This window comes from Rhodococcus sp. (in: high G+C Gram-positive bacteria) (genome assembly GCF_049591685.1).
GTDB lineage: Bacteria > Actinomycetota > Actinomycetes > Mycobacteriales > Mycobacteriaceae > Rhodococcoides.
In genome coordinates this window covers 1-16,438 of the sequence record NZ_JBAWFH010000265.1, presented here as the reverse complement: position 1 = coordinate 16,438, position 16,438 = coordinate 1, and the positions used below count along the sequence as shown (strand labels likewise).

The following is a 16,438-nucleotide window of genomic DNA, read 5'->3' as shown; positions in this document are numbered from 1 at the left end:
CTCGACCGAACCTGCGTTGGCGGCTGCGTCGCGTACTACGGCAAGCATTGTGTCGAGTGCGGGGTCGTCGATTCCTGAACCGCTGCGGATCGCGAGGGTCTGCTCTTGTGTCAGTCCGGCGCGTGTGGCCGAGATGGTGTGTGCGGACTGGCAGTAGTCGCACGAGTTCACTGCCCCTACCGCGAGCGCGATCGCTTCCCGGGTCCGAGCATCGAAGCTTCCGTGTTGCGCGATCGCATCACCGACTCCGGCGTACGCGGCCATCACCACCGGTGAGTGGGCCATCTCGGCGTGAATGTTGAGCACTTTGCCTGTCTGCTTCGCGATCTTCTGCAGCGCAGCGGCGCTGTCGGCGGGAGCATCGTCGATCGTGTGGACGGGAATGCGGGGCATAACAAAATCTCCTGGAGCTGATAGAGGAACAGTGGTCGATCGTGAATAGGAACCCGCTGGCTGCATCGGGGCATTCCTGTGCACGTCTGACTGTTTCCGTGGTCCGAATCGGCTCCTGAACTCCCGTCCGGCGAACACTCCAGTGGTTGAACGAGGTGTGCATACTCGAGTGCATGGATTTGTCAGCTGTCAGGAAACGGTCCGGACGTGTGTGGTCGACAGCTCGCTCGATTGCCGGCCGAATCGAATTCGGCACTCGTCCGGTGGACCCTCGAACGCGGGCAGCGCTGCGCGAGAGATGGAATGCTCTGCCCGCTGGTGTGCGAACGCCATCGCAGACCCTCGGTCGCCATGCCGTCGGATGCGAAGGCACCCATGGGGTTTTCCCGAAGTGTAACTTCACGTGCACTCCGTGCTATCACAGCGCGGATGCGAACAAGGTTCGCATCGACGGCGAGCACACGCTGCGCGAAGTCGCCGCCCAGATGCAGCATTTCGTCGCCCGTCGTGGACCGAGGGCGCACGCCCAGCTGATCGGTGGAGAAGTCAGTTTGCTCGCCCCCGGCGATCACGCGGCCGCACTGACGGTCATGCGGGAGCACGGACGCGAGCCGATGGCGTTCACACACGGCGACTTCGACTACGACTACCTCCGGGCGGTCGTCGTCGGAGGGAACGGCCGTCGCCGATTCGACCGTGTCTCGTACGCGGTGCATTTCGACAAGCTCATGCGCGGTCGACGCGGAATTCCGCGGCCCCGGTCGGAGGCAGAGCTGCATCCGTATCGTCGCCGGTTCGCCGAGATGTTCGCGCGTCTCGAGCGTGAGCACGGGGTGAGCTCGTATCTCGCGCACAACATGACAGTCACCCCGGACAACATCGATGACGTGGCCGAGGTCGCCGCCACCGTGGTCGCCATGGACGGCTACTCGATGCTCTCGTTCCAGCCGGCGGCCTTCGTCGGCGATGACAGACGCTGGCGGGGAGATTACCGAGAGATCGACATCGACACCGTGTGGGTGAACATCGAACACGGTATGGGACAGGAGATTTCGCACGATGCGATTCAGTTCGGTGATCCGCGCTGTAACAGGACGGCACTGGGGTTCATGGTCGGCCGTACGTGGCACCCGTTCGTCGATGTCTCGAAGTCGGCCGAGGTCGAAGCGAGAGACCAGTTCTTCACCCATCTGGGTGGGATGAATTTCGGCGGAACCCCTCCGGCGGTGTTGGTCCTCAAACTGCTGCGCGTACTTGTCGGCTATCCGCGGGGCGCCGGCGTAGCGGTTCGGTGGGCCCGCAGCGCCGTACGACGATGCGGCGGCCTCGGTCGGCTTTCGGTCGCGTGTGCTCGCCGGCAGGTGCGCCCGATGACCTTCGTCGTCCACCGATTCATGGACGCCGAGAATGTTGCACCCGCGTGGGAGATGATGGTCTCCGGTCGTACTGCGTCGGACCCCGTCCTGCTCGAGACGCAGGAGAGACTGGCGGCGTGCACCTACTCGATGGCGCATCCGGAGACGGGCGAACTCGTCCCCGCGTGTGTGCAGCATTCGGTCCTCGATCCGGACGAGAACAAGCAACTGCGGACACTTCTGCCTTTGACTCCGGCAGGGTCGCGCTCACCTGGATGTTGTCAGCCAGGCCCGGTCAACTCCTGACCACATATCTCGACTGGAGTGGAATCTTCAATCCTGCGGTATCTCCTATTCGTACCGACGACCCCGCCGCGAGTTCCACCTTCACCACAGTCGATCCGAAGCTGACGTCGGCGATGCTGCGAAATCCCGTGGGTCGCAGCGCAGTGATCACCCCGCGAACACCGTCCTCGCCGAGCTGGATCAGTTCGTGCCGTAGCAGCAGCACTGCGGTTCCGGCCGGCACGCCGGACACACCGTCGACCTCCAACTCGCCAAGCTCGGAGCGATGCACCCTCACCCCATCCCACTGCCCCTCGATCTCGTTGACCCCGCCCATCAAACGCGATACCGCCAGCGTGCTCGGACGCGTGTAGGCCGTAGCAATATCGGAGTGATGCTCCAACCGCCCGTCGATGAGCACCGCCAGCGAATCGGCCAGCACGGCCGCCTCCTGCTGATCGTGGGTGACGAGCACCAGCGTCTGATCCAAAGATGTGCGCAGCTCGCGAACCAGATCATGCATCTCGGCTCGCAGCACGGGATCCAAAGCACTGAACGGCTCGTCCAACAACAACACCCGCGGCGAACCGGCGAGCGAGCGCGCCAGCGCCACCCGCTGAGCCTGCCCACCGGACACCTCGGATACGGCCCGGTCACTCATGTCGCCGAGATGAACCATCTCGAGATACTCGCGGGCCCGCTCGCGCGAACGCTTGCGGCTGTCGCCCGCAGCCCGATACGAGAAGCCGATGTTGTCGAGAACAGACATGTGCGGAAACAACATCGGACGCTGGAACACCATCCCGACGCCCCGATCCTCCGCGGCCGTGCCGGTGACGTCGACACCGTCGATGGTCAGCGAACCGGAGGACGGTGTGTCGAGACCCGCGATGAGCCGCAGCGCGGTGCTCTTACCCGAGCCCGAGGGTCCGAGGATCGCCGTACACGAGCCCGGCGGCACGGTGAGATCCAACGAGTCCAGGGCCGCAACCGATTGACCGGCATGGCGTTTGGTGAGTCCGCTGACGGACAGCTCGACACTCATCGCCCGAGCCTTCCTCTGAGCCGGGCGAGCATGATCACCAGCAGCAGCGGGGGCACGATGGCCGCGACCGACAGCACGGCTACCACCGCATCGTTTCCGGTGCCGGAGGCGAACGAGGCAACGAGGATCGGCACGGTCACCAGTCTGCCTCCTCCGATCAGTAGGGTGATCACATAGTCGCTCCACGCCACCAGAAAGGCCAGCAACGCCGCGCCCGCCAGCGCCGGGGCCAGCAACGGAATGCGGATACGACGCACGATCATGGCCGTCGACGCTCCGAGGGTGCGAGCCTCCTCCTCGTAGCCGATGTCGTACGTGCCGAACGCAACCCGCATCAGATACGTCGTATACGGAATTGCCGCGACGGTCAGCAGGGCGATCACGGCCACCGTGCTGGGAATGCGGGAGCGCAGCACCAGCACGTCCAGGCCGAGCGCCACCGCGAACGGCGGCAGCGCGATCGGCGCGAACAGCAGCGCAGCGATCACCCCGGGAATGTGCACGTCGCCGCGCACCAGGGAGCGAGCAGCCATCGCGCCCAGCGGGGTTGCGATAGCCGCGACAGCCAGAGCCAGCGACGTCGAGCGGACGAACGCGTCGACGCCACCGGCCGCGAGTGCGCTGCGCACTCCGCCCAATCCCCATTCCTGCGGCAGGCTGCCCGGGAACGACCAGCGATTGCTGATGGCCCACAGGACGATGGGAACGAGTGGCAGCAGAAACCACAGCACCAACACTGCTCTGCCGAAGGACGGAATCACCTTGTTCATTTCCAGACCGCCGATCTCCGCAGGAAGTGCAGCGCGACGCTTGCCACGGCGATGGTGAGAGCCACGGCGATCGTCGCGGCGGCGGCAGCCTGTGGACGTGTCGCGAGGTCGATGGAGGTGAACAGTCGAATTGCCATCACCGACAACGGCTCCGGGAACGGCCGTCCCAGAATTCGGGCCACCTCGTAGGATCCGACGGTGTAGGCGAACGCGATGGCCGCCGACGCGATCAACGCGGGTCGAGCCAGCGGCAGGGTGATCAGACGCAGCCGCGCCCACCGGCCGGCTCCGAGAGTCGCGGCGCTCTCGTCGTAGGCCGCGACCCGGGTGGCCAGCGTTCCGGCCACCACTACGGCGACGAATGCCGATTCCTTCCAGGCGTATTCGAGCACCACGGCGATCCACCACGGTCCGCCGACAATCTGCGGCCAGCCGCCGTCGGTCGCGCCGAAGATCCGTGCCAGCATTCCCGAGTCCGCGAGCAACAACGCCATCGCGGCCGCACCGATGAGGTGGGGCACCGTCACCGTCAGTCCTGCGGCGACCAATGCCGTCCGTCGCCCGGACAGTGCCGTCAACGCGACCGCGAGCCCGATCACCGCGGCCAGCGCAGTCGAGACCACGGCGATCGAGAGCGTCAGAGCCACCGAGCGCCAGAGATCATCGCCCAGAGCGGAATACCCGTCGACCGACAGTTCCGGAGTCCCCACCAGCGGCATCAACCCCAGGCTCTGCAACACGACGGTTCCGAGACCGCCGCCGACGACCACGGCGACCAGCAGAACAGCAGGCAGCACCCCGACCGTGGAGCGCCAACTCTTCGCAGGCGCGCTCACTGCCCCGCGAGGACGTTTCGTCGCCATCCTTCGTCGAGTGGGGTGACCCAGTCGGCGGAGAGTTCGGGGTGGGCGTTGGCGGAAAGTTCTTCGTAGGAGGGGACGACATCGGAGGGCGTCAAGTCCTGGAATCGGGCTCGGACATCGGCGGGAACGCGGTCGAGGTCGAGGACGGTGAACTGTCCCCACACATCGGTCGTCGAGGTCGCGAGTTGTTGCTCGGGGGAGAGCGCGAGATTCGCGACCACCTGCGCCGCTGCGGACTGCCCCGACGTCGACGGGATGGCCAGGAAACTCGCATTCCCGACGGTTCCCTCGTCGAGAGTCAGGACGCGGGTCTGCGGCGGGTAGGTGCCGTCGGCGACGAGTTGCGGGAGCGTCGCGGGCCCGTAGGTCATGGTCATGTCGACTTGGCCTCCGGCGTAGAGGTCGTTGAGTTCGGAGGAGGACTGCGGGTACGTCGCTCCTTCACGCCACAGTGAGGGTGCGAGTTCGTTCAAGCGGTCGAACAAGGCGGGGGCGAGTTCGTCGTAGGAGTCCTGATCGAACGTGGCAGGGACCTCACCGACGCCGCCGGCAGTACTCAGGAGGGCTTCGCGGAGGAACACCGAGCCGGTGAAGTCCGGGGGTGCGGGGTAGGTAAAGCGGCCGGGGTTGTCTCGGGCCCAGTCGAGGACGCCCTCGAAGGTGGTCGGCGGGTTCGGGATCGCGTCCGCGTTGTAGACCAGGGTGAATTGGGCTTTGAACCACGGGGCTTCGCAGTTGTCGACGGGGGTTCCGAAGTCGTCGAGGAGCAGTGGGTCCTCGGGGTCGGTCAACGCCATGTTGGGTAGGTTCTGCGTCCAGCCGCAGAGCCAGGCTCCGGCTTGTTTTCCGGTGCCGAAGTTGGCCCCGTTGACCCAGACGAGGTCGACCTCGCCGTCGGTAACCCCGGCTTGGCGTTCGGAGAGGATGCGGTTGACGGCGTCGGTGGTGTCTTCCACCGGTACTCGGCGCAGGGTGACGCCTTCTTCGGCGGCGGCAGGGGTGAGGACATCGTCGACGTAGGCGTTGCCTTGTTCGTCGCCGCCGTACATCCACAGCGAGACGGTCTGGCCTTGGGCTTGTTGTTCGACCTCGTTCCAGGGCAGCGCTTCGGCGACGGGGCCTTGCGAGTCCGGGGCAGCGCAGGCGCTGAGCAACAACCCCGCACTCGCGGCGATGGCCACCGCGGAACGTACAGACAACGAAGTCAACGTAAAGCCTCCTGGCAAGGTGTGAGTGCATCAACGGCACATTCGATGCACCGCACTCGGGTGAATCCGGCAATACGGGAACACACCGAGGGGTTCGAGGCCTTCCCGTTCAGAGAGTAATATCGTTTCGAAGCTCGAGAGGGACCGATGGCGCAGCAGGACCAGGATCTCACCGGTGAAGTAGGCACAGGCCTCGACACCCCCGTTCCACCCAGCGGTGCCGGGCGCACAGGTCGTCCCAGCGTCCGGACGGTGGTCAAGGTGTCGGCTGTCGTCGCGGTGGTTGTCGCGGTGGTGATCGTGGCAAATACCGTCGATCTACCCGACCCGCAATCGATACGATCGCAGGTCTCCGACGCCGGGTGGTGGGGCATCGCAGGATTCATCGTCCTCTACGCGGTGCTGTCCTCGACCCCGTTTCCCGCCAGCACTCTGACCATCGCCTCCGGGCTGCTGTTCGGGCTCGCGGTAGGTGCCTCCGTGGTGGTGTTCGCCGCCACGGTCGGTGCCTATCTGGCGTACTGGATGGCCCGCAAGCTCGGCCGCGGTCAGGTCGCCCGATCCGAATGGGGCAAGCTCCGCCGACTCGACGCCCTACTCGGCCGACGCGGACTGATCTCGGTGCTGCTCGTGCGGTTGGTGCCGCTCCCGTTTTCCCTGGTCAACTACGCCGCCGGGATCAGCGCAGTGGGCCAGCGCGACTATGTGCTGGGCACAATGGTGGGGATCGTGCCTGGAACCGTCGCGTACACCGCACTCGGGGCTTACGGAACGTCACCGCTGTCGTGGCCGTTCGCCGTCGCACTGCTCGCGGTCCTGGCGATCGCGGCCGGGTCGGCTCTACTGGCCAAAAAGCTGGGCCTGACCACAGAGAAAGCACCTGATTCAGAACCGGTAGCGGGCGAGGCTCGATGATCGACGCCTACCTGCGCCGACGACTGGACGGCCCGCTGGACCGCTGCGCCCGTGCGATCGATCACCCCGTCATCACCCCGGACCGCATCACCGCCGCCGGGCTGGTCCTCGGACTCGGCAGTGCCCTGGCGGCGGGTCTGCAGCTGTGGTGGCTCGCGTTGGTGTTGTGGATTCTCTCGCGCGTCGCCGACGGTCTCGACGGGCAACTCGCACGCCGACGAGCCACGGCCGGCGACGCGGGAGCCGGCGGATTCTTCGACATCACCGCCGATTTCGTGGTCTACGGCATGACTGTGGTGGGCGTCGCGGTGGGAGTCTCGGCGCAGTTCGACGCACCGTGGTGGCCGTTCCTGCTGGTCCTGCTCACCTACTACATCAACGGCACCGCGTTCCTCGCGTTCTCCTCCATCGCCGAGCGGAACGATCGCCGGATCGACGACGGCCGGTCGCTGTCGTTTCTCGGCGGCCTGGCCGAGGGCGCGGAAACCATTGCGGTGCACAGTCTATGGCTGTTGTTCCCGCAGTTCGGGTGGCAGATCGCCGTGGTGTGGGCCTCGGTGGTGGCCATCAGTTCCGGTCAGCGCATCATCGCCGGGTACCGCGCGCTGTCCTGACAGACCTAAAGCGCACCTTGTCCTGATACGCGAGAAGCGCACCAGGACAAAGAGACTCAGCGTTCCGTTCTGAATCAGTGGCGCGCCGCGCCGCGTGAACCCGCGCCGAAGAGAACAGCTGCCGCCACCAGTCCGAACAGCAGGTGTTCGGCAGCGAAGGTGCCGTATCCGACCATCGTTGCCATGTCGGCAATCTGGTCGCCACTCGAGAAGATCGATGCGGCGATCGGCAGCCCCACCCATGCACTCACCACGAAGACGATGGCCCCGTAGATCACGCCTGCCAGCAGGAGCATCGGTCCACTCACCTTGATGGCCTTGACCATGAATGCGAAGACGATTCCGTACATCACGCCGACCATCATGTGCACGACTACGCCGACCAGCGCGGGTCCGAACGAGAAGGAAAACGACCCACCGCCCATGGCCTGCTGCATCGAGGTCATCATGGTCGAGGGATCGATGAACACCGATGCGATGTGGTAAAGCGGAGTGAAGAATCCGGTTCCCTGGTACGTCGAGGCCGCGATCATCGCGAACATGGCCATGGCAAGCGAACCGATCAACCCTGCGAGAGCACCCATCGCAATCGTCCGGGACAGTGCCGTCTTGGCACTCGTGGTGCCTGAAGTTGTGGACATGAGGTCTACTTCCGTTGCGGTGGCCGGGGGCCGTGCGACCCTCTGGACAGGAAACCCGCCGACCTCGTCCCTTTCTTCCGTCATGTCCGGGTGAAACCCTGTGCCACCGGATAGTTCAGGCTTTCGACTGTCGCCGTCGCACCCAGGCCGTCCGGACTTGTGCGAGGGTGCCGAACGCGCGGGCGGCCAGGGGTGAGTCGAGTTGCGCGCGAACGTCGGCGATCGCGGCGTTCCACGGCCCGTCGTTGTAGGTCGGGTACGGATGTGAGGCACCGGCGACATCACGGGTGCGCAACCCGAGTTTGACGGCGAGCACCAGTTCGCCGATGGTTTCGCCGGCTCTCGGTCCCACCACGCAGGCACCGACGATGCGGCGTTTGCGGTCGAGCACCAGTGTGGTGGAACCGCCGGTCTCGCCTTCGGTGACGGCGCGGTCGACGTGCTCGTGCTGCAGCGTCTGCAACCGCAACCCCGCAATGCGCCGCGCCGCCCTGACATCGATTCCGACGCTGGCAATTTCGGGATCGGTGAACGTCACCCGCGGGGCACCCGTCTTGTCGATGCTGCGAGGCAGCCCGAGGACGGCGTTGCTCGCCGCAAGAGATCCGTGCATTCCGGCGGTGTGAGTGAACTGCGGGTGACCCGTCAGATCACCCGCGGCCCGAATGCGCGAATTGCTGGTCGCGAGGTGATCGTCGACGATGACGTATCCACGTCCGTCGAGGTCCACGCCCGCGGCGTCGAGGCCCAACGAGTCGGTGCGTGGCGTCCGGCCGGCAGCGATGAGAACCCGATCGAACTCGATCTTGACCCCGGAATGGGTGAGCGCCGAATCGGAACCGATCTCGACGATCGAGGTCGACGTCAGAACGGTCACCCCGTCCTCACGAAGAGCCGCATCGACCACTGACGACGCACTGTCGTCCTCCTTCGGAAGAATCGTGGCAGCGCGTCCCACGAGAGTGACGTTCGATCCGAGACGGGCGAAGGCCTGAGCCATCTCGCAGCCGATCGTGCCGGCACCGATGACCAGTAGGCGCTCGGGCAGCGACGTCAGATTCCACAGTGTTTCGCTGGTGAGATAGTCGATCGAACTCACTCCGTCGATCGGCGGCACGGAGGGACGGGCACCGGTCGCGAGGATCGCCTGCCCGAAATGCAGGGGACGCGAATTCACGGTGAGGGTGCTCGGTCCGGTGAACACCGCGTCACCGTGTACGACGATGACCCCCTCGGCGGTCAGGGCTTCCGGGGAATCGATCGGCGCGATGTGGGCGATCGAGCCGTGCACGTGCTCCATCACCCGAGCGAAATCTATACGGGGCGTACCGGAGTCGACACCGAACCGGTACGAGGAACGGGCGGTGGCAGCAGCCGATGCAGCTGCGATCAACGCTTTCGACGGAACGCATCCTGTCCACAGGCAGTCGCCACCGGTTCGGTCGCGTTCGATCAGAACGACGCTGACGCCGAACCGTGCCGCGGTCTTGGCCGCGACGATTCCTGCGGTACCGCCTCCGACTACGACGACATCGACTCGCTGTGGCCACTCGTCGTACAAAGGATCAGGTTCCGTCATGGGTAGTTCCGCCTGTCAGTCGATCGAGAAATTCTTGGACGTGCTCGACGCTGTTCGGGTCGGGCATGGTGCGCACCGTCCACCTGGACAGTGCGGCGTTGATCTGCCGCAGTTCCTGCTCGGCACCGCGGCACTTCTCGCACACGGCCAGGTGCGCTTCGAGGCGTCGAATGTCCTGGGGTTCGAGTGGTGCGGAGGGATCGGCATCGAGGTAGCGCTGTATGCGGCGCGCCGACCAGTGGCACGTCAGCATCATCCGTGCAGCCTTGATCATGAGCGTCCTTTCCTGGTGGCGGCGACGAACGAGGGGCGAAGGTGGCGTCGGATCCGCGCTCGCGCGCGACTCAACCTGGACATGACGGTTCCGACGGGAATACCGAGGACCTGCGAAGCTTCGCTGTAGGTGAGCTGGTCGACATCGATCAGCAGCAGGACGGTACGAAATTTCGGATCCAACGCCTGCACGGCCCGCTCCAGATCGTCCGACAGGAACGAAGACATCACCTCCTCCTCCGTTCCTGGCAGATCGGCCCCGAAAGCAGGCCGGACCACGCCCAAGTCGGCGATGTCGGCGACGGTGCCCGGCCGACGACGGCGATGCATGTTCATGTTCGTGTTGCGCAGAATCGTCAGCAGCCACGCCCTCGGGTGTCGACCATCGAACCTGTCGACGCTGCGCCAGGCACGAACCAAGGTCTCTTGGACCAGGTCCTCCGCGTCGGAGGGACCGGTCAGCGTGGACGCCACCCGCAGGAGTACCTCGATCTCCGGCTCGACGTATCGCCGGAAGCCACGAGCCTGCGCCTCGGTCACATCGGCCGGATCGGATTGGTGCACGTTGACGGGAACCCTTCGACTCACCCGCCGTGTTCCCACGATGGGAATCAATTTTTTTCCATTGCACTTGCGTGCCCGATCAGACGCTAGCGGCACCGCAACCTCGACAGTCGAATGGACACCACAGATGAAGAAGCCGACCCCGTACACCGTCTCGGCGCGCCTGTATGACCTGATCTCCTTCGAGTGGCCCGTCTACGGTGCCGGGCGATCGACGGCGATCTCATTGCTCGACCTCGCTCCGGGCAGCCACGTCCTCGACATCGGCTGCGGTACCGGACTGAACTTCCCTCTACTGCAACGACAGATCGGACCGCGGGGCAGTATCACCGGAGTCGACGCCAGCGCCCAGATGCTCGCGCAGGCCCGGCAACGAGCCGACTCCGCAGGCTGGTCCAACGTGACATTGATCGAGGCCGACGCCACCGCTGTGAACCCTGCCGCACTGACACCTCACCAGCGATTCGACGCCGCGATCGCCACGTACGCCCTGTCTTTGATGCCGACCTGGCAGACGGCGTTGTCGACGATGATCTCGGCGACGCGGTCCGGCGGACAGATTGCCGTCGTGGACATGCGCACACCCACCGGTGCTGCGGCGGCGTGGACCCCACTCGCTCGCCTGGCCTGCAGGCTCGGCAGATCCGACATCGAAGCACATCCATGGTCGGATATGTCGCAGCGATTGGCTCGAGTGGAATCGGCGTCCGTGCGCGGCGGCCACATTCAGATACGCGTCGGGTCAGTCGAGCGAGACGGTGACTCCGTTCCAGAACGCGACGCGGCCCTTGATCCGCCGCGCCAGCGGTGACGGACGCCGGTACTCGAAGGCCGCATTCTTCAGCGTTGCGCCATCGACCGTCACATCGAAATAACTGGCCATCCCTTTCCACAAGCACAGAGATTTCGACGCCGTCGATGTCAGAACGCCCTCGCGTACCGCAGACAACGGAAAATAGGCGTTTCCCTCGACCGTCACGATGTCACTGGATTCGGCGATCTTGCGTTCCCCCACCCACGCCGACATGCTGCTCACGACCGCACCCGCTTCCACAGCCCTGACAGGGTTGTCCGCGTTCCCATGTTCTGCGTGTCGGGAATCAGATCCGCCACACGCCCCGGAAGTTCGCTCTCGACCGCGGCGACGACCTGCTTCACACTCGGATTGACGAGGGCTCGGGAGCCGATGAACACCGTCGGAACGGTTTCGTCGCCGCCCGTCGCTGCCCGAACGCGCGCCGCGCCCTCGGGTTCGGACCAGATGTCGATCTCGGTGGTGCCGATGCCGCGTCTGCGTAGTGAGCCGCGCAGCTTCATGCAGAACGGGCACCCCGGCCGCCACATGACCTCGATACCGTCGACGAACGTCGATGAACTCATACAGACTCCTGATCTAGTTGATGTGTTCCCGGAAACCCACCGAGCCGGCGCGTCCATTCCACTGAGTGCCGGCCATTACCGGTCACTGGCCGGCTCTGCCGGGTCGCCGGGTCACGCGCTGCACTTCGATCAACACATCCGCCGGCTGCGGGTAGTCGCCGAGGGTGCGGCCTCGGTACAGCATCTGCACTGTGCGGTCGGTATCGATGATCACCAGCCCCGGTGCCTGCAGTGGGTGGTCGGTGATGCGGCCCTGCCGCGCATGGCGGATCGCCGACAGATATTTCCACCAGGTACGGGGGTCGAGCATCATCGCCCAGTGAATTCGATGGATGTCCACTTCCTGGTAGAGGACATGCTGTGGATCGAGGAGCAGCGGATACCCGACTCCGTTGTCCATCAGGTCTCGGGCCTGATAGTCCGCGGCACCGCCTACACCGACGACGTGGGCACCGGCCGCCTCGATGTCACCTCTCATACCCTCGAGTTCGTGCAGGAATGCACGACACGGCATACATCCGTAGTACCGAACCAGGGGTACGACGATCGGCGTGGCGAGTAGCGCGTCGAGATCGACCCGCTCACCGTCGACGTTCTGCAGGGCAATCGAGGCGATACGGTCACCGACCGCGGTGAGCTGCTTCATGCCATCCTCGTTTCGATGTGTTGGGTATCCGGGGTGCGTCGCCCGCAGTCACGCTCGAAGCGGGTGCGGTGAAGGCAACCATCACCGCAACCACCTCGGTATGTCTCGATGACCTTCTTGATGACCGAACTGTTGTCCCCGAGCCAGATGGGGCCGACGAGCACCAGAATGTCGGCCGCCATGATGCGCTCGTAGAGTGCCGGCCACTCGTCGGACGACCAACCATGCTCGGTCATGTCCGGATACACCCCGGTGGCGATGTCGTGATCGACTGCCCTGATGTGATCGACCTCCACCCGTGACTCGTCATCAGCGTGCTACTGATGTCCGCGAGCCCCCATGGTGTGGCTCTGCTCCGGTGAGCGTTCGAGGGTGGCAGTTCACGAACACCGCAAGCAGCCCGCTGAAATCCAGGGCGGACGGCGGCTCTGGGCCAACCGAAGCCGAGAATCTTCGCACCGTCGATTCTCCCGCGAAGCCGCAAGTATCAGGACGTCATGTCGTTCCTTGTCCAATTTCGCATACCCCTACGGGTCTCTTGCGGGCCCAAGCCGAAGGGGCAAAGTTGCGTTGGATCCGGCCGAGTTCAGGCAGCAGCGCTGAATCCCAGCACCATGATGAAGATCGCGACGGACACTGCCGCGAGCAGTCCGAGTAGGGCCCACACCGGCCTGCCGGCCTCGACGTCTTCGGCGGGTCGAACTGCGGCGGGTCGAACTTCGGGTTGCGTCATGAGCTGTCCATCCACTCGAAGGCCCCCCACCCACGGTGATACTAGTCACATGTTACGCAAGTGGCGCGTGGTGACACGCAGCCGAACGCGTCACTCCTTGCGAGTGCCGAGGAAATAGCCGTTCGATTCCTTGCGATGCATCAGGTAGATCGCGCCCGCGGCGAGCACACCCTGCCCGATACCGGCCACACTCATGATCACCTGTAGCGCGCCGCCGTCGATGCCGAACCCGAACAACTGCGGCAGAGCCATGACCACCACGACGGTGCCGATCATGGTCAGCACCGTCCGGGCCCACATCCGGCCGAGACGCATCTTGCCGACAACGCGGAGAAACAGTGCTACGAAGCCGGTACCGAGAAGAGCCATCACGACGAGGGCTGCGGTGAGGTAGCTCTCGGCCGAGTCGAGAGTCAGCGGAATCGACTGATCCTGCGCCTTGACGTCGTCGACGAGTTGCTGAGCGAACGCCGTTCGCTCGCCGTTGACGAGCAGGAGGGTCAGCAGCAAACCAAGCAGTCCCAGAGCCGCGACGCCCCACCACAGGTGACGAGCGGTTTCGACGTCCACCGGCGCGGGCCGCTCGGGGGGAGCTACCGGCGGGGCCTCGAAGTTCGCGAAACCGTGCTCGGCCTCCCACCGCGCCCAATCCGGATTCGGTGGCTGCTGCTCGTTCTCGGGATGCCAGGGATTGGTCACAGCCAGCCCGCCGCCTCGGTGGCCCAGTAGGTCAGCACGACGTCGGCACCCGCGCGCCGAATGCTGGTCAGCGATTCGAGGATGGCTGCGTCCCGGTCGATCCAACCGTTCTGCGCTGCGGCGGTGATCATCGAATACTCCCCCGATATCTGGTAGGCGGCGACGGGCACCGGCGAAATGTTCGCGACGTCGCGCAGGATGTCGAGGTACGACATGGCGGGCTTGACCATCACCATGTCGGCGCCCTCGGCGAGGTCGAGTTCCACTTCGTGGGCCGCCTCTCGGCGATTGGCCGAATCCTGCTGATAGGTACGGCGATCGCCCTGCAGCGAAGAACCGACGGCCTCGCGGAACGGCCCGTAGAAGGCGGATGCGTACTTCGCGGAGTACGCCAACTGTCCGACCTCGGTATGCCCGGCGGCATCCAGTCCGGCTCGGATGGCGGCAACCTGACCGTCCATCATTCCGCTCGGTCCGAGCAGGTGCGCCCCCGCCTCCGCCTGCGAGACGGCCATGTCGACATAGCGCGTCAACGTCGCATCGTTGTCGACGACGCCGTCTGCGGTGAGGACTCCGCAGTGTCCGTGATCGGTGAACTCGTCGAGGCACGTATCGGCCATGATGACGGCGTCGTCACCCAGATCGTCTCGGAGCCTGCGTAATCCACGGTTGAGGATGCCTGCCGGGTCACTGGCACCCGACCCCGACGCGTCCTTGTCCTCCGAACGCGGAACACCGAACAGCATGAGTCCACCGACGCCCGCCGCGACGGCTTCTTCGGCTGCCGTGCTGAGCGAATCCAAGGTGTGCTGCACGACGCCCGGCATCGACGAGATCTCCCGTGGTTCGGAGATCCCGTCGGCGACGAACATCGGAAGCACGAGATGCCGTGGCTGCAAGGATGTTTCGGCGACAAGCCGCCGAAGCGCCGGGGTGCGGCGCAGCCTGCGGGGACGGTCAACGGGGAACATCGGCGCTAGCGCCTACGGGACTTCTTGCGAGGGGGAGGCAACGCACCTTCGGCGCGCAGCCGAGCTGCGTGCTCTGCCAACGCCTCGATGAGCGGTCCGACCTGCGCGGTCTCGGGCTGCACGTCGACGCGCAGTCCGAACTCCACAGCCGTCTCGGCGGTCTTCGGGCCGATGCACGCAACGAGAGTGCGCGCGTGCGGCTTCCCGGCGATACCGACGAGATTGCGGACGGTCGAGCTCGAGGTGAAGCAAACGGCGTCGAAGCCACCGGTCTTGATCATCTCGCGCGTCTCGGCGGGGGGCGGCGCGGCACGCACCGTGCGGTACGCGGTGACGTCGTCGATTTCCCAACCACGCTCACGCAGACCCTCGGCGAGAGTTTCGGTGGCAATATCCGCGCGCGGCAACAGCACTCGATTGACCGGATCGAAGACCTCGTCGTACGGCGGGAAGTCTTCGAGCAGGCCGAGCGAGGACTGCTCGCCGGACGGAAGCAGTTCGGGGTTGATGCCGAACGAGCGAACCTTGGCTGCGGTGGCTTCACCGACACAGGCGATCTTGACGCCCGAAAACGCGCGAGCGTCGAGGCCGAATTCCTCGAACTTCTCCCACACGGCGCGAACGGCATTGGTGGAGGTGAACACGACCCACTGGTAGCGGCCGTCGACGAGGCCCTTGACGGACCGTTCCATCTGCGCCGGGCTGCGGGGCGGCTCGACGGCGATGGTCGGCACCTCGATGGGGATCGCGCCGTGTGTCACGAGCCGCTCGCTCATTTCACCGGCCTGATCCTTGGTGCGCGGCACGAGCACGGTCCAACCGTACAGTGCGCGAGATTCCCACCAAGACATCTTGTTTCGGCCGGAGACCACCTTGCCGACGGTGACCACCAGCGAGCCGACGAGCTCGCTTCCCGCGTCGTTCAGCGTCGCGAGGGTCGCCTCGACGGTGCGCTGCTGACGCGTGGTGCCGCGCACGGTGATCGCGGCGGGCGTCTGCGGGGCGAGACCATGTTCGACGAGGGCACTTGCGGTCTCGGCGAGATGGCCGGACGTCGCATGCAGCACGAGTGGGCCGGGGGCAGCGGCGAGAGCAGCCCAGTCGACCTCTCCGCGGACGTCCGCTTCGGTGTGGCCCGAGCCGAGCGCCATACCCGCGTAGCTGGGAACAGCGGAGCCGGAAGGCAGGCCGGGCAGGACCTCGAACTGCACGTGAGTGCGGGCGACGGCACTGACCTCGGCGATGACCGAGTCGGTCGTCAGCGGGTCTCCGGAGACGAGGCGAACGACGTCGTGGCCGTTCTTGGCCTCGGCCAGCAGTGTCTTGGCGACCTCGGCGGGCTCGCCGAGCGCGGGGCGCACGTCGACCCCGTTCTCGCCGGTTTCCGGGTCGCGCGGCAGGTCGTCTCCGACGAGCGCGACGACGCCCTTGTCGACGTCCGGATCGGTGAAGGCAAGCTCGGCGGCGCCGAGTACCTCACGTGCCCGGACAGTGAGCAGAGCCG

At 65.4% G+C, this 16,438-nt stretch carries 20 protein-coding genes and 1 pseudogene; 4 read left to right on the top strand and 17 right to left on the bottom strand.

Annotated elements, in window-relative coordinates; all coding sequences use genetic code 11:
• A partial coding sequence (locus WBQ44_RS11240; RefSeq protein ID WP_495566768.1) for a carboxymuconolactone decarboxylase family protein occupies positions 1 to 393 on the bottom strand: 393 nt, incomplete at its 3' end.
• A gap of 173 nt (positions 394 to 566) precedes the next feature.
• Between WBQ44_RS11240 and WBQ44_RS11235 the strand changes: the two genes are divergently transcribed.
• Positions 567 to 2,054, top strand: coding sequence for a radical SAM domain-containing protein (locus WBQ44_RS11235; RefSeq protein WP_495566767.1), 1,488 nt, complete (start codon positions 567 to 569; stop codon positions 2,052 to 2,054).
• Here WBQ44_RS11235 and WBQ44_RS11230 read toward each other — a convergent pair.
• The 4 genes from WBQ44_RS11230 to WBQ44_RS11215 are packed head-to-tail and all read right to left on the bottom strand — an operon-like array spanning position 2,044 to position 5,910.
• Positions 2,044 to 3,078, bottom strand: coding sequence for an ABC transporter ATP-binding protein (locus tag WBQ44_RS11230; protein WP_495566766.1), 1,035 nt, complete (start codon positions 3,076 to 3,078; stop codon positions 2,044 to 2,046). The two genes, WBQ44_RS11235 and WBQ44_RS11230, sit on opposite strands and share 11 nt — an antisense overlap.
• A complete protein-coding gene (locus tag WBQ44_RS11225) occupies positions 3,075 to 3,848 on the bottom strand; it encodes an ABC transporter permease (protein ID WP_495566765.1) in 774 nt (257 codons plus the stop codon). The genes WBQ44_RS11230 and WBQ44_RS11225 overlap by 4 nt, the downstream gene beginning before the upstream one ends.
• Positions 3,845 to 4,684, bottom strand: coding sequence for an ABC transporter permease (locus tag WBQ44_RS11220; protein ID WP_495566764.1), 840 nt, complete (start codon positions 4,682 to 4,684; stop codon positions 3,845 to 3,847). Before WBQ44_RS11220 ends, WBQ44_RS11225 begins: the two co-directional genes overlap by 4 nt.
• On the bottom strand, positions 4,681 to 5,910 hold the full coding sequence (locus WBQ44_RS11215; protein ID WP_495566763.1) for an ABC transporter substrate-binding protein: 1,230 nt from the start codon (positions 5,908 to 5,910) through the stop codon (positions 4,681 to 4,683). The genes WBQ44_RS11220 and WBQ44_RS11215 overlap by 4 nt, the downstream gene beginning before the upstream one ends.
• A 156-nt stretch (positions 5,911 to 6,066) precedes the next feature.
• Between WBQ44_RS11215 and WBQ44_RS11210 the strand changes: the two genes are divergently transcribed.
• The gene (locus WBQ44_RS11210; protein ID WP_495566762.1) at positions 6,067 to 6,834 is read left to right on the top strand and encodes a TVP38/TMEM64 family protein; all 768 of its coding nucleotides are present in this window, start codon (positions 6,067 to 6,069) and stop codon (positions 6,832 to 6,834) included.
• A complete protein-coding gene (locus tag WBQ44_RS11205; protein ID WP_495566761.1) occupies positions 6,831 to 7,448 on the top strand; it encodes a CDP-alcohol phosphatidyltransferase family protein in 618 nt (205 codons plus the stop codon). Before WBQ44_RS11210 ends, WBQ44_RS11205 begins: the two co-directional genes overlap by 4 nt.
• 74 nt (positions 7,449 to 7,522) lie before the next feature.
• Here WBQ44_RS11205 and WBQ44_RS11200 read toward each other — a convergent pair whose 3' ends face one another.
• The 4 genes from WBQ44_RS11200 to WBQ44_RS11185 form a co-directional block, all read right to left on the bottom strand.
• Positions 7,523 to 8,089: a hypothetical protein gene (locus WBQ44_RS11200; RefSeq protein WP_495566760.1), complete on the bottom strand. Its 567-nt coding sequence runs from the start codon at positions 8,087 to 8,089 to the stop codon at positions 7,523 to 7,525.
• A gap of 115 nt (positions 8,090 to 8,204) precedes the next feature.
• A complete protein-coding gene (locus tag WBQ44_RS11195; protein WP_495566759.1) occupies positions 8,205 to 9,668 on the bottom strand; it encodes a dihydrolipoyl dehydrogenase family protein in 1,464 nt (487 codons plus the stop codon).
• Positions 9,655 to 9,942, bottom strand: a complete 288-nt coding sequence (locus WBQ44_RS11190) for an anti-sigma factor family protein (RefSeq protein WP_317829389.1) — start codon at positions 9,940 to 9,942, stop codon at positions 9,655 to 9,657. Before WBQ44_RS11190 ends, WBQ44_RS11195 begins: the two co-directional genes overlap by 14 nt.
• On the bottom strand, positions 9,939 to 10,529 hold the full coding sequence (locus WBQ44_RS11185; RefSeq protein ID WP_495566758.1) for an RNA polymerase sigma factor: 591 nt from the start codon (positions 10,527 to 10,529) through the stop codon (positions 9,939 to 9,941). The genes WBQ44_RS11190 and WBQ44_RS11185 overlap by 4 nt, the downstream gene beginning before the upstream one ends.
• Before the next feature lie 103 nt (positions 10,530 to 10,632).
• Here WBQ44_RS11185 and WBQ44_RS11180 point away from each other — a divergent pair, with 103 nt between their 5' ends.
• On the top strand, positions 10,633 to 11,316 hold the full coding sequence (locus WBQ44_RS11180; RefSeq protein ID WP_495566757.1) for a class I SAM-dependent methyltransferase: 684 nt from the start codon (positions 10,633 to 10,635) through the stop codon (positions 11,314 to 11,316).
• Here the strand turns inward: WBQ44_RS11180 and WBQ44_RS11175 are convergent.
• From WBQ44_RS11175 to WBQ44_RS11140, 8 genes and pseudogenes are all read right to left on the bottom strand, one after another.
• Entirely contained in the window at positions 11,248 to 11,532 is a 285-nt protein-coding gene (locus WBQ44_RS11175) for a DUF427 domain-containing protein (protein WP_495566769.1), read from the bottom strand. The genes WBQ44_RS11180 and WBQ44_RS11175 overlap by 69 nt on opposite strands.
• A 5-nt stretch (positions 11,533 to 11,537) precedes the next feature.
• Positions 11,538 to 11,885 carry a glutaredoxin domain-containing protein gene (locus WBQ44_RS11170; RefSeq protein ID WP_495566756.1) on the bottom strand — a complete coding sequence of 116 codons (348 nt, stop codon included), beginning with the start codon at positions 11,883 to 11,885 and terminating at the stop codon, positions 11,538 to 11,540.
• Positions 11,886 to 11,967: 82 nt separating this feature from the next.
• A complete protein-coding gene (locus WBQ44_RS11165) occupies positions 11,968 to 12,531 on the bottom strand; it encodes a redoxin domain-containing protein (RefSeq protein ID WP_495566755.1) in 564 nt (187 codons plus the stop codon).
• Positions 12,532 to 12,635: 104 nt separating this feature from the next.
• Positions 12,636 to 12,945 (bottom strand): annotated as a pseudogene (locus WBQ44_RS11160) (flavodoxin family protein); the annotation flags it as partial.
• A 172-nt stretch (positions 12,946 to 13,117) separates the two neighbouring features.
• Positions 13,118 to 13,264 (bottom strand): hypothetical protein, encoded by a 147-nt coding sequence (locus WBQ44_RS11155; RefSeq protein ID WP_495566754.1) that lies wholly within the window; start codon positions 13,262 to 13,264, stop codon positions 13,118 to 13,120.
• 90 nt (positions 13,265 to 13,354) lie between these two features.
• Entirely contained in the window at positions 13,355 to 13,963 is a 609-nt protein-coding gene (locus tag WBQ44_RS11150) for a hypothetical protein (RefSeq protein ID WP_495566753.1), read from the bottom strand.
• Positions 13,960 to 14,934, bottom strand: a complete 975-nt coding sequence (gene hemB / locus WBQ44_RS11145) for a porphobilinogen synthase (protein WP_495566752.1) — start codon at positions 14,932 to 14,934, stop codon at positions 13,960 to 13,962. The genes WBQ44_RS11150 and hemB overlap by 4 nt, the downstream gene beginning before the upstream one ends.
• A 5-nt stretch (positions 14,935 to 14,939) precedes the next feature.
• On the bottom strand, positions 14,940 to 16,438 hold a 1,499-nt coding region (locus WBQ44_RS11140; protein ID WP_495566751.1), incomplete at its 5' end, for a bifunctional uroporphyrinogen-III C-methyltransferase/uroporphyrinogen-III synthase.

What these genes read in the sequence shown, in the direction of transcription:
- WBQ44_RS11235 (WP_495566767.1), top strand. Translation starts at nt 567, where the DNA reads ATGGATTTGTCAGCTGTCAGGAAACGGTCCGGACGTGTGTGGTCGACA.
- WBQ44_RS11230 (WP_495566766.1), bottom strand. Translation starts at nt 3,078, where the DNA reads ATGAGTGTCGAGCTGTCCGTCAGCGGACTCACCAAACGCCATGCCGGT.
- WBQ44_RS11225 (WP_495566765.1), bottom strand. Translation starts at nt 3,848, where the DNA reads ATGAACAAGGTGATTCCGTCCTTCGGCAGAGCAGTGTTGGTGCTGTGG.
- WBQ44_RS11210 (WP_495566762.1), top strand. Translation starts at nt 6,067, where the DNA reads ATGGCGCAGCAGGACCAGGATCTCACCGGTGAAGTAGGCACAGGCCTC.
- WBQ44_RS11205 (WP_495566761.1), top strand. Translation starts at nt 6,831, where the DNA reads ATGATCGACGCCTACCTGCGCCGACGACTGGACGGCCCGCTGGACCGC.
- WBQ44_RS11200 (WP_495566760.1), bottom strand. Translation starts at nt 8,089, where the DNA reads ATGTCCACAACTTCAGGCACCACGAGTGCCAAGACGGCACTGTCCCGG.
- WBQ44_RS11195 (WP_495566759.1), bottom strand. Translation starts at nt 9,668, where the DNA reads ATGACGGAACCTGATCCTTTGTACGACGAGTGGCCACAGCGAGTCGAT.
- WBQ44_RS11190 (WP_317829389.1), bottom strand. Translation starts at nt 9,942, where the DNA reads ATGATCAAGGCTGCACGGATGATGCTGACGTGCCACTGGTCGGCGCGC.
- WBQ44_RS11180 (WP_495566757.1), top strand. Translation starts at nt 10,633, where the DNA reads ATGAAGAAGCCGACCCCGTACACCGTCTCGGCGCGCCTGTATGACCTG.
- WBQ44_RS11175 (WP_495566769.1), bottom strand. Translation starts at nt 11,532, where the DNA reads ATGTCGGCGTGGGTGGGGGAACGCAAGATCGCCGAATCCAGTGACATC.
- WBQ44_RS11170 (WP_495566756.1), bottom strand. Translation starts at nt 11,885, where the DNA reads ATGAGTTCATCGACGTTCGTCGACGGTATCGAGGTCATGTGGCGGCCG.
- WBQ44_RS11165 (WP_495566755.1), bottom strand. Translation starts at nt 12,531, where the DNA reads ATGAAGCAGCTCACCGCGGTCGGTGACCGTATCGCCTCGATTGCCCTG.
- WBQ44_RS11155 (WP_495566754.1), bottom strand. Translation starts at nt 13,264, where the DNA reads ATGACGCAACCCGAAGTTCGACCCGCCGCAGTTCGACCCGCCGAAGAC.
- hemB (WP_495566752.1), bottom strand. Translation starts at nt 14,934, where the DNA reads ATGTTCCCCGTTGACCGTCCCCGCAGGCTGCGCCGCACCCCGGCGCTT.